Consider the following 13,357-nt stretch of genomic DNA (forward strand, 5'->3'; position numbering starts at 1 on the left):
GAAGGCAACGGGCCGCAAAACGTGGTGCGCTCTCCTGCCCGCAAACAATACGCTCAATCACCGAGACATACCAAAATCGCGCACGCAAGGACCTCATCATCACCAATGAAATGAGCAGCTTGAGTTAGGCCAGATTCGGTCGGTCGTTGGTCAAACCGTTGTCGCCCGATTGGAATCCTCGGTTCCAACGAGTGTTTGAAATCTACGTGCGGCTCGACGTAGTGGGTGTGACGACGCTTGTAGATAGCTCGGGACCGGATGCCAAATCGGCGTGCTATCAGCCGTGCGATACTCCTAACCAGAAGCCGATTTGGTGATGTTGATCTCCGATCGGAACCGGATCGGGTTGGCTTCGGTTCAAACCGCCCGACTGTGCGTAGCCCTCGACCCAGGGAGGTGCGCGTCGAACGAAGATGCGACGCTCCGGACCAGAAACTCTGCGCCATCGACCACGGAAAGTCGACCGTCGTCCAGTACGGCAACTCCATCTGCGATCAGGTTGGCGAGTCGAGAACGATCGACGACGGCCAGGCTCGGATCCTTGCCGTAACGACGGCATGTCTCGCAAAGATCGACTGCCATGCCGCACATGAGTCGCTCGATGATTTCGGCGCGGAAGCGATCGTCGTCGGCCAGCAAATAGCCCTTCATCGTGGCCAGCCGTTCCTCGGCGATGCGAGCAAGGTAGTCCTTTATCGACACAGCGTTCGCGACGAACCCTTGTTGCATCTGGCCAATGGCGCTGGCGCCGAGTCCAAGGAGGGTGTCCGCCGAATCATCCGTATAACCTTGAAAGTTGCGCCTCAACCTGCCTTCCTGCCGTGCCAGGGCGAGATTGTCGTCCGGCAGGGCGAAGTGATCGATGCCGATGCGTACATATCCAGCGTCGACCAAAGCTTGCGCGATCGTTTCCGATTGCAGGTGTCGCTCGACGCTGTCGGGCAGAGTGGATCCATCGATCTTGCGTTGATGCTTCTTAAGGAAAGGAACGTGCGCGTAGCCAAACACCGAGAACCGATCCGGATGCAGTTCGAGACATTTGGAGAGAGTGTCGAGGCAGGAAACGACGGTCTGCTGGGGCAGCCCATAGAGCAGGTCGAAATTAATCCGGCCGATGCCGGCGCGGTGTAGACGATCGACCGATACTGCGGTCTGTTCGAAGCTCTGCAGACGGCCAATGGCCCGTTGAACAACCGGATCGAGGCTTTGGACACCTAGGCTCGCCCTGTTGACCCCGCAATAGCCTAGCGCCTCGGCCATCGGCTCGGTCAATATGCGTGGATCGATCTCTACGGCGATCTCGGCATCAGGCAAAATTGCGAACGAATAGCGCAACGAGGCGACCAGATCAGCAAACGTTTCAGGTGTCATGATCGTCGGCGTGCCGCCGCCGAAGTGGACATGGGAGACCGGTTGTCGTCGACCGATGGTTTCTCCAATGAGGTAGGCTTCAGTTCGCAGTGCGGTTGCATAGGTCGCGAGCGGCTCCTGGCGTTTCATGACAGATGTGTGGCAGCCGCAGTACCAGCACATGCTTCGGCAAAATGGCACGTGCACGTAAATCGAGGCGGACTGCTGGCCGCCTAACGACTTGAGCCACGCTTGATAGTCGGATTCGCTAACTGACGCCGAGAAATGGGGAGCCGTCGGATAGCTGGTGTAGCGTGGCAGGGAGTGCTGCCCGTAGGATTTTGCCAAGTCGGGTCGCATTCTTCTTCTCTGGGTCCAAATCGCAGATACGCCGGATAGGTTTTTGCGCTGCGTCAGTTTAATTGGTGGCTGATGGCAGTGGCGAGTCTGAAGCCAAATTGGTAGGGCATGCCCACGGCGTATATCGTCCCTGGATCGCGATGAAGCGGTGATGCCGCAGCAATGGGCGGCATGCAGGCCAGTTCTCGTTTTGATCCAATTGGGCCTGCATGAGCAAAGGGAGAAAGTATTCCTCTCCCGAAGGATATTAGCCGTCCCTCGTGAGGCCATGTAGCGGGCTGCCGGCCATTCCGGAGGAAAGAGCGACCGAACTCCGTTCGGCTTCAGCTTCTTGCTCCAATTCTAGGATATGCGCTCTTAGCGCATCGGAGGTCGCCCTTGCTGCTTCGCTGAATAGGGGATCACCATGATCGGTGAGAGCAGAAGCGATGTCGGTCCAATCCTGAGGGGATAGAGCCAGAACGGCGGCGGGAAAGAAATCTCGTTCTTCCAACATCATGTGGTGCCGCTCGCGTACGATAAAGTCGCGTACGATATTGCCGACGTCTTGCCGAACGAGTTCACGATCCGCGAGGATCCCATCAATAGCTTGAACGGCGTGGTGCAGACGGTCGACGACTTCCTGGTGTTCATGTGCGAGATTGCCGACGATCGCAGCCGCATCCGGATCGCGAGTCTCGAGCTTTGAGAAAATCAAGTCTTCTTGAGGATGATGGTACATCGCCGGGTAAACCTCGAAGTAGCTGAGGATCGCGCGAATGACCTCATAGTCCGGACGGGTCCCATGCTCGAAAACCTCCAATTCGCGTTGGAGGAAAGTCAGAAGAAGATCAATATTGCGATGCTCTCGAAGCAACAGATCGATGATCATTGTGGGCTCCATGGAGGAACAAGGTAGCAGATCGCTCAAGCTAAGGTTCAGTGTCCTTCACGGCGCCGCAATTGTCCGCGCTGTTCTTGCAGAATTCGCATTTTCGCCGCGGCTTGCGACTTAACCCAAGTTCTGCACATAGCGGCTGGATAATCTGCCGTCACGCAGCTCGACTCGGCGTGAGGTTGGTAGGGCAATAACGCCATTCTGCTCAAGTTGGGTAAAGGTGCGCGACACCGTCTCGATGGTCAAACCAAGGTAATCGGCAACATCCTGCCGTGACATGGGAAGTTCGATCGCACCCTTCTTGGTAGCGCGGCGAGACATATCGAGCAGAAAGGCCATCACCCGATCTTCTGCGCTGCCGATCAGGAGCATTGAATGTTGCTGAAAGCGGCGGAGCTCCAGCGCCATACCGTCCCACAGCTGTCGCGTGAGCTCCCTCTCGTGACTGGCGCGAACAATGACGGCGGAGCGCTTCACCATCAGCAGATGCGTCTCACAGATCGCCTCGGCCGAAGAGATATGGCTTTCTCCGGCCTCGAAGCCGAAGATGTCGCCGGGCAGATAAAATGCACCGATCTGACGGCGTCCGTCCTCCAGAATCTTGTAGGTTCGCACAGCACCTGACACCACTTGATACAGGTATTCAGCTGCCTCATCCTCGCCGAAGATTTCGCTGTTGCGAGTGAACCGCATCGGTGCCGCAATCATACCAAACGGACCACAACCATGCGGCTGCCTGCGCAAGACGCTAGTCGGATGTCGGCTGATCTCGTGAGAAGGTGCGGCCTGGGCCTGCATGGCGGACTCAATCTTGCTAACGACGATGGGGCTCAGATTGGCCGCTTCCAACGGGCCGGCAAATTCGGATGTTTTCCCTAAGTAGAAGCCACTAAGTATTTACACGTAGGTCCTGTAATGCCGTCCTAGTGCAGCGCTGCCCCTGGCTTGCTCCAACCCGCTCGAAGCCGGCCAGGCGGCCTTTGGATCGAAAGAGGCTGCCGGCTTGGTCGGCCTTGCCGATGGAAACAATCGCAAGCCTGGGCCAATCTCCCGGGAAGAGCCAGGCGGAAGCGCAATGCCTTAGAATGGGCAGGTCGATATCGATCGAGCTGCTGGAGGAACTGCTCACGGACAGTCTTGCCACCAAAATCACCGGAGAGCGGCAAGGCCAGCCGTTGAGCCGGATCAATATGTTACCCGAGCCAAGTTCTCGGGCTTACACGTGCGCGCGTATCAGATCATACCAAGCTCGTCGTCCAGGTGGACCTGGCGTAACCGATGAGGGGATGCCGCCAATATGCGCGTTGTCACAGCGGCGGCCGGCCGGTGGCTGGAGAAGGATTATTGGCCAGGTGATCCTAAGGCGGAGAGCCGAAATCGGCCGTGGACGAAGGCGCCGGATCCGCCCATCACCAGCAGGTCGAAGCTTTGGTGCGCCGCGAGCGACAGGAGGGTGCGCCCCGCTGACCGCAGGGGAATCGCATATGGGTTTTGGCTAGCTATTGCGTTGGAAGGCAAGAAGGATTCTGAAGACGACTCCCGGATTCTGGAGGGAGTCGGATGCGGAAGTTCAGAAGGGCGTTTGGGCGCTTGCCGGACCCGCGCGCAGGCAATGCGAGCCACGAACTGCTGGAAGTTCTGTTCATCGCGCTGGCGGCGGTTCTGTGCGGAGCCGGCAGCTGCGCGGAGATGGAGGAGTTTGGACAGTCCAAGGAAGGCTTGTTGCGCCTCTTCCTGAAGCTGGAGCACGGCATCCCCAGCCACGATACGTTCAGTCGGGTGTTCCGTCTGCTCAAGCCGCAGGCCTTTGAGTTCGCCTTCCGCCGCTTCATGGCGGCGTTTGCCAAGGCCAATGGGCTCAAGCTTACCGGCGTGATTGCGGTCGATGGCAAAGCTCTGCGGCGTGCCTATGAACGCGGCGGACGGGCAACGCCACTGCATCTGGTCAACGTCTTCGCAGTCGAAGCACGCATGGCTCTGGCGCAACAAAAAGCGCCGGGGCGCAACGAGACGGCGGGCGCCTTGGAGGTGCTGGATCTTCTCTCCCTTGAAGACTGCACTGTGACCGCCGATGCCCCTGCATTGCCACCGCCGATTTGCTGCAGCGGTGCTTGATCGGGGCGGACATTATGTTCTGACGATCAAGGCGAACCGTGGCCTCTTGTTCAAGGCGGTGACGCAGCAGTTTGCGCGATCGGGGCAGCGCAGCACCGTCCAGCAGACCGACCGCCCGGCCCATGATCGCAGCGAGGCGCGACGTGCGACCGTCATGCGCAACACGACCCTGGCTGAACGCTTCCCCGGCGTGGCGGCCGTGGGCCGCGTCACCTCGCGCCGGCGCCTGCGTGACCAGCGCGCCGATCCGCCGGTCGTACGTTACTATCTGCTGTCCAGATATATCTCTGCCAAGCGGCTGCTTGACGTCACCCGCAGTCACTGGGCCGTTGAGAACCGGCTGCATTGGGTGCTCGACGTCCATTTTGCCGAGGATCGCAACCGCTCCCGCAAGGACCACGCACCGGAGAATCTCGCCATTCTCCGACGCCTTGCCCTCAACATCCTGCGAGCCCACCCCGATCGCAAGTCCATCAACCTCAAGATCAGACGCGCAGGCTGGGACGAGGCCTTTCTCATGCAGGTTCTTAGCCATATGCGATAGCCCTGCCGCTGACCGGGATGCCGGGAGTGAAACGACCTTTGCAGCAAGGCCTGACTTTGCAAGGTACTGCCCCAAATGCTCCTTAGAACTTTCCGCCGGAAGCCTGTTTGGAGCGGCGATCGCGACAATGGTGAGGACGTCAGCTTCGCGCAGCAGCGGCATCGCGTCGTGCAACGCGCGGGCCGCGCGACGGCTGCCGTCCCAGCAAATCCCGATTCGCCTGGCCGAAAACGGGCCGTGGAAGATGCATGGCAGGTACAGAGCGGGTCCGCCGGCTTGGAAAAGCATTCGCTTGGGAATAACGTTATCGTAGCTGTCATAGCCGCCCTGAGGTTGCGTGACGATGCTCATATCGTGGACTCGCGCGCTCGCGCAGATGATCCGGCGCGTCGGCCGGAACCGCACTCAGCGCGCGGCTCACGTAGGAGATACCGGTGTTTCTTGCCTGCAGATCAAAGACACAGAGTGCCGCTTTGGCTCGCTCCAATGCACGCTCCTGTTCGACCTCAGAGACCGAAGTGACGGTCGCCCCGCCGAGCGCAACGAGCGGAGCAATGGTCCTTTCGTACCCGATCGCGACAACATCAAGATGCGCGCCCGTGCTCAATGCGAAGGAAATCGAACCATCTACCGCAGCCCGCACCGGTAGCTCCGTAGGAAGACGGACCAATATATTCCTGAACATTGCCGCTCTCTGGCGTGAAGGACATGCTGGTTGTCGAAGCACAATCCGGGCCGTTTAATTGATCTGCTTCATACGCAGTCGCTGATTTGGTTAGGCACGATTAAACTGGACGTGTAGCTGTCGCGCAATGGCCCGGTGTCAACTAGAGAAAAGCCAGCATGGCATGTGGTCCGTCGGTGATGCCAGCCGCGCAACTGCATCATTCATGCACAGCGATTATGCCGCCGAGACCAGGAAGGGTGATCGAGCAAAAGATTGCGGATGCCGTTCTTAGCCATCACCTGATCGACATTGTTAGTCGCGGCAAAACAGGTGCTGAATACCAGGATGACAAGCAAGCAACCGAGGTGATGCACGACTCGTTCGGCGCGGTCAACCTGTCCGCCAGTGCGTGCCGAAGGCGTCTTTCTGAGCCCGGTTCGAAGCCTTGCCTCCGAAACTACTGTGCACCATCAGGTGCGCGCAGCCTGAAAAAGCCATTTCGCGCCGTTTGCGATACTGCTAGCCCGTCCTATTCGTGAGAGTGCTTTTTTTAGTCCGATTGATGTGGCCGCACATCTGCTCTGACGAGGCGCGCGGGATTGCCTTCGGCTTTTCACCGCCTGACCGACCCGTACTTTGCAACGCGCTTGAGGTGTAGGTTGGGCGAACGGGGGGCGGACGCCCCGCCGGTCAAGGACCGAGCGGCAGCAGCGCGCCTGGCAAGCCGCGGATCAGGTCGGCTTCGGGACATGCCGCGGCAAACGCAAGGCGAATGCGGCTCGTGGTCTCGACGACACGGGCAGCGAGTTTCAAGAGACGAAGACGCAGCGTCGCGAACTCGGCTGTGGCCAATTCCCGGGCTTTGGGAATCGCGTCGCGCACGGTCAGCATCAGCCAATAAGCGGCGGTGTGGAGAACGAGGCGGACTTGATTGGCGAGCGCCGAACGGCAGCTGGTGCGATCGGAGGCGAGCTGTGTCTTATGCAGCTTGATCAGATTCTCGGCTTGGCCGCGCGCGCAATACAGGCTGTCGTAGATCCACTCGGCCGAGCCGACATCGAGGCTGGTGACGACGAAACGGATGTCGAGGCCGAGCATCGTCGCCTCAATACGGGCGACGGTACGCCGTTCGCGATCCCAGGACTTGGCCTTGTGGCGCGTCTCGGTATAGCCACGCAGAACCGGCAGGTTCTCGATGGCGCGTCGCGTGCGGATGTCGTCGGCGGCCTCGTCGAGTTTTCTGGCGAGCGGCTTGGTGCCGGACAGACCGAAGATGTAGTCGATGCCGTTGGTCTCGCACCACGCCATTGCCTCCGGCCGGGCATAGTGCCCGTCGCCACGGAACGTAATTCGCGTGTTGTGCCACCGCGTCCGGATATGCCGTATCAGGCGGCGCAGATGGGCACGCACCTCGACGCCGCCCGGCGTCTTGCCGGGCCGCAACACGACCGCCACGGGCCGGCTCTTCTCCGTGTCGTAGACGTGGATCGGCAGGAAGCAGCGTTCGTCATAATGAGCGTTGAACAGCGAGAGCTGCTGATGGCCGTGGACGACATCGCAGGTATCATCGATGTCGAGCGTGACGGATGCCGGCTCGCGCGGGTAGCTATCCATCCATGCGTCGACCAAAGTGTAGGTCAGTCGGATCACGTCGCGCAGGCGCGGAGCATTCTCCAGCCGCGACAGCGTCGGTTGGGAACACAGATCGCGACCCGTGTCCGGCAGCCGTCCGCAGGCCAGCTTGAATGCGGGATCGGACCGCAGATGATCGAGGTCGTCGGCGTCCTCGTAGCCGCAGCAGATCGCGAACATGCGCGCGCGGAACATATCGACAAGGCTGTGCACGACCCGCGTCGGATCGCGCCGATCCGGGAACACCCGGGCCAAATTGTCGGCCAAGCCGAGACGCCGCTCGGCCATCGCCAGAAGCATCACGCCCCCGTTCGAGGTCAGCCGACCGCCATCGAAGGCAGCTGTGACTTTCTTGGCGTGAACGGCTGGAAACGAGAAGGGCAGAATCGTATCATCGGTCATGGCGGGCCTGGCGTTCGCGGTTGAGGTGATGGGGTTGGCTTTGCAACCGAATCCTACGCCGCATCAGCGCTTTACACCACGCTCGCCAGCCTCTCAGGCGCACTCTGACGAATAAGACGGGCTAGCCCGTCCTATTCGTGAGAGTGCTTTTTTTAGTCCGATTGATGTGGCCGCACATCTGCTCTGACGAGGCGCGCGGGATTGCCTTCGGCTTTTCACCGCCTGACGACCGGTACTTTGCAACGCGCTTGAGGTGTAGGTTGGGCGAACGGGGGGCGGACGCCCCGCCGGTCAAGGACCGAGCGGCAGCAGCGCGCCTGGCAAGCCGCGGATCAGGTCGGCTTCGGGACATGCCGCGGCAAACGCAAGGCGAATGCGGCTCGTGGTCTCGACGACACGGGCAGCGAGTTTCAAGAGACGAAGACGCAGCGTCGCGAACTCGGCTGTGGCCAATTCCCGGGCTTTGGGAATCGCGTCGCGCACGGTCAGCATCAGCCAATAAGCGGCGGTGTGGAGAACGAGGCGGACTTGATTGGCGAGCGCCGAACGGCAGCTGGTGCGATCGGAGGCGAGCTGTGTCTTATGCAGCTTGATCAGATTCTCGGCTTGGCCGCGCGCGCAATACAGGCTGTCGTAGATCCACTCGGCCGAGCCGACATCGAGGCTGGTGACGACGAAACGGATGTCGAGGCCGAGCATCGTCGCCTCAATACGGGCGACGGTACGCCGTTCGCGATCCCTGGACTTTGCCTTGTGGCGCGTCTCGGTATAGCCACGCAGAACCGGCAGGTTCTCGATGGCGCGTCGCGTGCGGATGTCGTCGGCGGCCTCGTCGACTTTTCTGGCGAGCGGCTTGGTGCCGGACAGACCGAAGATGTAGTCGATGCCGTTGGTCTCGCACCACGCCATTGCCTCCGGCCGAGCATAGTGCGCCCGTCGCCACGGAACGTAATTCGCGTGTTGTGCCACCGCGTCCGGATATGCCGTATCAGGCGGCGCAGATGGGCACGCACCTCGACGCCGCCCGGCGTCTTGCCGGGCCGCAGCACGACCGCCACGGGCCGGCTCTTCTCCGTGTCGTAGACGTGGATCGGCAGGAAGCAGCGTTCGTCATAATGAGCGTTGAACAGCGAGAGCTGCTGATGGCCGTGGACGACATCGCAGGTATCATCGATGTCAAGCGTGACGGATGCCGGCTCGCGCGGGTAGCTATCCATCCATGCGTCGACCAAAGTGTAGGTCAGTCGGATCACGTCGCGCAGGCGCGGAGCATTCTCCAGCCGCGACAGCGTCGGTTGGGAACACAGATCGCGACCCGTGTCCGGCAGCCGTCCGCAGGCCAGCTTGAATGCGGGATCGGACCGCAGATGATCGAGGTCGTCGGCGTCCTCGTAGCCGCAGCAGATCGCGAACATGCGCGCGCGGAACATATCGACAAGGCTGTGCACGACCCGCGTCGGATCGCGCCGATCCGGGAACACCCGGGCCAAATTGTCGGCCAAGCCGAGACGCCGCTCGGCCATCGCCAGAAGCATCACGCCCCCGTTCGAGGTCAGCCGACCGCCATCGAAGGCAGCTGTGACTTTCTTGGCGTGAACGGCTGGAAACGAGAAGGGCAGAATCGTATCATCGGTCATGGCGGGCCTGGCGTTCGCGGTTGAGGTGATGGGGTTGGCTTTGCAACCGAATCCTACGCCGCATCAGCGCTTTACACCACGCTCGCCAGCCTCTCAGGCGCACTCTGACGAATAAGACGGGCTAGGTGGTGTGGACACTAGCGCATCCATAGAACGATGGCTGCGAGAGTGACGACGGCCCGGTAGTTCCGGGCCGTTTTTTCGAAGCGGGTTGCGACGCGGCGGAACTGCTTGAGCTTTGAGAAGCAGCATTCGACGAGATGACGCTGGGCATAGAAATGCTTGTCGAGTGGATATTTGAGCGCGCGTGACGGGTTGTTGGGGATCACGGCGAGCGCGCCTTTGGCGGCGATGGCTTGGCGCAAGTGATCGGCGTCATAGGCCGTATCGGCCATGACGACCTCGGCGGATAAGCCTTCGATCAATGCGGCGGCTTGCGGTGCATCGCCCTTCTGACCTGCGGTGAGCGTGAACCGCACCGGACATCCCAAGCCTCGAACGGCCATATGTATCTTGGTGCTCAGGCCGCCGCGCGAGCGGCCGATCGCTTGATCTTCCGCTTGATCTTCAGACCCCCCTTTTTGGCGCCGGCGGCGTGCTGATGCGCCCGAACGATGGTGGAATCGACGATCAGATATTCGAAGTCCGGATCATCGGACATCGCCTCGAAGATCCGCCACCAAACACCCTTGATGCTCCATCGACTGAAGCGCCGGAACACGCTGTTCCAGTCCCCAAACACCTCCGGAAGATCGCGCCAGGGAGACCCCGTACGCACGATCCACAGCACACCTTCCACGAACATCCGGTTGTCGCGCCCGGTGGAGCCCTTCTGATCGGGGCGCCCTATGATCAGCGGCGCTATCCGCTCCCACGCCGCGTCGCTCAATACCAAACGGTCCATCACACCCAAGGCGGCCTCCCCAAAAGCAGCCTTGAATCTGATTTGCTCCTAAAAGGGAATCCTTAGAGTCCACACCACCTAGAGCCCTGAGACGATGGCGATCCGCATCAACTCGGCAATGCTGCGGGCATCGGTCTTGGCCATGAGGTTAGCGCGGTAAACCTCGACTGTCCGGGGGCTGATGCCAAGATCCCGGGCGATCACCTTGTTGATTCTGCCGGCTAATAGTCCGTGCAGGACGTCACGTTCGCGCGCCGAGAGATCTGCGAGGCGGGCGTCCGCCTGCAGTTTTGCTGCAGTCACCGATTGGCTTGATCGGCCGCGCGTCCAACGCACTATGGACGGAACGCAATAGCACCTCATCCTCGAACGGCTTCCCGATAAAATCGGCCGCACCCGCCTTCATCGCTTCGACTGCAAGCGATACGTCGCCATGCCCAGTTATCAGGACGACAGGATAGCCGACACGATCGGCCTTGAGTTTGCGCAGCAGTTCGAGGCCACTCATGCCGGGCATGCGGATGTCTGAGATAATACAGTCGACAGGGCCGCTAGCGACCTCATCGAGGCACTGGTTCGCCCTCTCATAGGCTGCTACGCAAAAGCCTTTTACATCAAGCAGAAGCGCGAGCGAATCCCGCATCGCGGCGTCATCATCGATCACAAGAATGCGCCGCATAATCATGCGTCTTCACCAACCTCCGCAAATGGCGGGGTGAACTGAAAGATCGCACTCCCGCCCGGATTCGTTTCTGCGAGGATGTGGCCGCCATGGGATTCGATGATCGCCCATCCGATTGATAGTCCAACCCCCATACGATGCTCTTAACCCGTCCTATTCGTGAGAGTGCGTTTTTTTGGTCCGATTGATGTGGCCGCACATCTGCTCTGACGAGGCGCGCGGGATTGCCTTCGGCTTTTCACCGCCTGACGACCGGTACTTTGCAACGCGCTTGAGGTGTAGGTTGGGCGAACGGGGGGCGGACGCCCCGCCGGTCAAGGACCGAGCGGCAGCAGCGCGCCTGGCAAGCCGCGGATCAGGTCGGCTTCGGGACATGCCGCGGCAAACGCAAGGCGAATGCGGCTCGTGGTCTCGACGACACGGGCAGCGAGTTTCAAGAGACGAAGACGCAGCGTCGCGAACTCGGCTGTGGCCAATTCCCGGGCTTTGGGAATCGCGTCGCGCACGGTCAGCATCAGCCAATAAGCGGCGGTGTGGAGAACGAGGCGGACTTGATTGGCGAGCGCCGAACGGCAGCTGGTGCGATCGGAGGCGAGCTGTGTCTTATGCAGCTTGATCAGATTCTCGGCTTGGCCGCGCGCGCAATACAGGCTGTCGTAGATCCACTCGGCCGAACCGACATCGAGGCTGGTGACGACGAAACGGATGTCGAGGCCGAGCATCGTCGCCTCAATACGGGCGACGGTACGCCGTTCGCGATCCCAGGACTTTGCCTTGTGGCGCGTCTCGGTATAGCCGCGCAGAACCGGCAGGTTCTCGATGGCGCGTCGCGTGCGGATGTCGTCGGCGGCCTCGTCGACTTTTCTGGCGAGCGGCTTGGTGCCGGACAGACCGAAGATGTAGTCGATGCCGTTGGTCTCGCACCACGCCATTGCCTCCGGCCGGGCATAGTGCCCGTCGCCACGGAACGTAATTCGCGTGTTGTGCCACCGCGTCCGGATATGCCGTATCAGGCGGCGCAGGTGGGCACGCACCTCGACGCCGCCCGGCGTCTTGCCGGGCCGCAGCACGACCGCCACGGGCCGGCTCTTCTCCGTGTCGTAGACGTGGATCGGCAGGAAGCAGCGTTCGTCATAATGAGCGTTGAACAGCGAGAGCTGCTGATGGCCGTGGACGACATCGCAGGTATCATCGATGTCGAGCGTGACGGATGCCGGCTCGCGCGGGTAGCTATCCATCCATGCGTCGACCAAAGTGTAGGTCAGTCGGATCACGTCGCGCAGGCGCGGAGCATTCTCCAGCCGCGACAGCGTCGGTTGGGAACACAGATCGCGACCCGTGTCCGGCAGCCGTCCGCAGGCCAGCTTGAATGCGGGATCGGACCGCAGATGATCGAGGTCGTCGGCGTCCTCGTAGCCGCAACAGATCGCGAACATGCGCGCGCGGAACATATCGACAAGGCTGTGCACGACCCGCGTCGGATCGCGCCGATCCGGGAACACCCGGGCCAAATTGTCGGCCAAGCCGAGACGCCGCTCGGCCATCGCCAGAAGCATCACGCCCCCGTTCGAGGTCAGCCGACCGCCATCGAAGGCAGCTGTGACTTTCTTGGCGTGAACGGCTGGAAACGAGAAGGGCAGAATCGTATCGTCGGTCATGGCGGGCGTGGCGTTCGCGGTTGAGGTGATGGGGTTGGCTTCGCAACCGAATCCTACGCCGCATCAGCGCTTTACACCACGCTCGCCAGCCTCTCAGGCGCACTCTGACGAATAAGACGGGTTAACTCGTGACAAGGGGTTGAAACAGGCGGTCGGGGCTAATGCTGGGGCCGCTACCAGCACGAGTAAACCTGGCCAGGCCGTCTTGGTAGCCCCGACGGTCAATTTTCAGCACCAGTAGGGAAGCCATCGTCTCGATTGCCGTTCCCATCAGGTTCAGCGCATCCTGGCGCATTCTCCACTAAGTCCTGCCGCTCGCCATTGGCCGCGAATTCACGTGAGCGCCTGGCGATATCGTCGGCGCGAGGAGGCCTGTCGGGCGGCGTGTTCGAGCGCGTTACCAACGCGATTGACGTCTGGCTTGTCTGATGCCGGCCCGAGCAGGTAGTTTGTAGTGGCGAAGACTGGCTGGTTGATTTCATGGGCGATGGCCGATGCCATCTCACCCATGGTGGTCGGCCGCGAGACG

Annotated in this window: 8 protein-coding genes and 4 pseudogenes; 2 read left to right on the plus strand and 10 right to left on the minus strand. The window is 60.9% G+C overall.

Annotation, left to right across the window (positions count from 1 at the left end; translation table 11 throughout):
* Window positions 1-357: 357 nt before the first annotated feature.
* The 3 genes from hemN to HAP54_RS00555 all read right to left on the minus strand — a co-directional run bounded on the left by hemN (window position 358) and on the right by HAP54_RS00555 (window position 3,385).
* Window positions 358-1,710, minus strand: a complete 1,353-nt coding sequence (gene hemN / locus HAP54_RS00545; RefSeq protein WP_165125887.1) for an oxygen-independent coproporphyrinogen III oxidase — start codon at window positions 1,708-1,710, stop codon at window positions 358-360.
* A 247-nt stretch (window positions 1,711-1,957) separates the two neighbouring features.
* Entirely contained in the window at window positions 1,958-2,581 is a 624-nt protein-coding gene (locus HAP54_RS00550; RefSeq protein ID WP_035978447.1) for a hemerythrin domain-containing protein, read from the minus strand.
* 120 nt (window positions 2,582-2,701) lie between these two features.
* The gene (locus HAP54_RS00555) at window positions 2,702-3,385 is read right to left on the minus strand and encodes a helix-turn-helix domain-containing protein (protein ID WP_166214488.1); all 684 of its coding nucleotides are present in this window, start codon (window positions 3,383-3,385) and stop codon (window positions 2,702-2,704) included.
* Window positions 3,386-4,147: 762 nt separating this feature from the next.
* Between HAP54_RS00555 and HAP54_RS00560 the strand changes: the two are divergent.
* Window positions 4,148-5,246: pseudogene (locus HAP54_RS00560) on the plus strand (ISAs1 family transposase).
* Between the two features lie 316 nt (window positions 5,247-5,562).
* On the opposite strand, the gene HAP54_RS00565 reads toward HAP54_RS00560, so the two are convergent.
* Window positions 5,563-5,889, minus strand: coding sequence for a hypothetical protein (locus tag HAP54_RS00565; protein ID WP_224741431.1), 327 nt, complete (start codon window positions 5,887-5,889; stop codon window positions 5,563-5,565).
* A 281-nt stretch (window positions 5,890-6,170) separates the two neighbouring features.
* Between HAP54_RS00565 and HAP54_RS00570 the strand changes: the two genes are divergently transcribed.
* On the plus strand, window positions 6,171-6,452 hold the full coding sequence (locus HAP54_RS00570) for a hypothetical protein (RefSeq protein ID WP_166298517.1): 282 nt from the start codon (window positions 6,171-6,173) through the stop codon (window positions 6,450-6,452).
* Window positions 6,453-6,603: 151 nt separating this feature from the next.
* Here HAP54_RS00570 and HAP54_RS00575 read toward each other — a convergent pair whose 3' ends face one another.
* The 6 genes and pseudogenes from HAP54_RS00575 to HAP54_RS00600 form a co-directional block, all read right to left on the minus strand.
* The gene (locus HAP54_RS00575) at window positions 6,604-7,947 is read right to left on the minus strand and encodes an IS1380-like element ISBdi2 family transposase (RefSeq protein WP_166204320.1); all 1,344 of its coding nucleotides are present in this window, start codon (window positions 7,945-7,947) and stop codon (window positions 6,604-6,606) included.
* A gap of 291 nt (window positions 7,948-8,238) precedes the next feature.
* A pseudogene (locus tag HAP54_RS00580) lies at window positions 8,239-9,584 on the minus strand (IS1380-like element ISBdi2 family transposase).
* A gap of 137 nt (window positions 9,585-9,721) precedes the next feature.
* Window positions 9,722-10,488, minus strand: a pseudogene (locus HAP54_RS00585) (IS5 family transposase).
* A gap of 78 nt (window positions 10,489-10,566) precedes the next feature.
* Window positions 10,567-11,173, minus strand: a pseudogene (gene fixJ, locus HAP54_RS00590) (response regulator FixJ).
* Between the two features lie 311 nt (window positions 11,174-11,484).
* Window positions 11,485-12,828 (minus strand): IS1380-like element ISBdi2 family transposase, encoded by a 1,344-nt coding sequence (locus HAP54_RS00595; protein ID WP_166297949.1) that lies wholly within the window; start codon window positions 12,826-12,828, stop codon window positions 11,485-11,487.
* Between the two features lie 333 nt (window positions 12,829-13,161).
* Window positions 13,162-13,329 (minus strand): hypothetical protein, encoded by a 168-nt coding sequence (locus HAP54_RS00600; RefSeq protein ID WP_166298518.1) that lies wholly within the window; start codon window positions 13,327-13,329, stop codon window positions 13,162-13,164.
* Window positions 13,330-13,357 lie beyond the last annotated feature (28 nt).

Origin of the sequence: Bradyrhizobium sp. 2S1 (assembly GCF_011516625.5) — a bacterium.
GTDB lineage: Bacteria > Pseudomonadota > Alphaproteobacteria > Rhizobiales > Xanthobacteraceae > Bradyrhizobium > Bradyrhizobium septentrionale.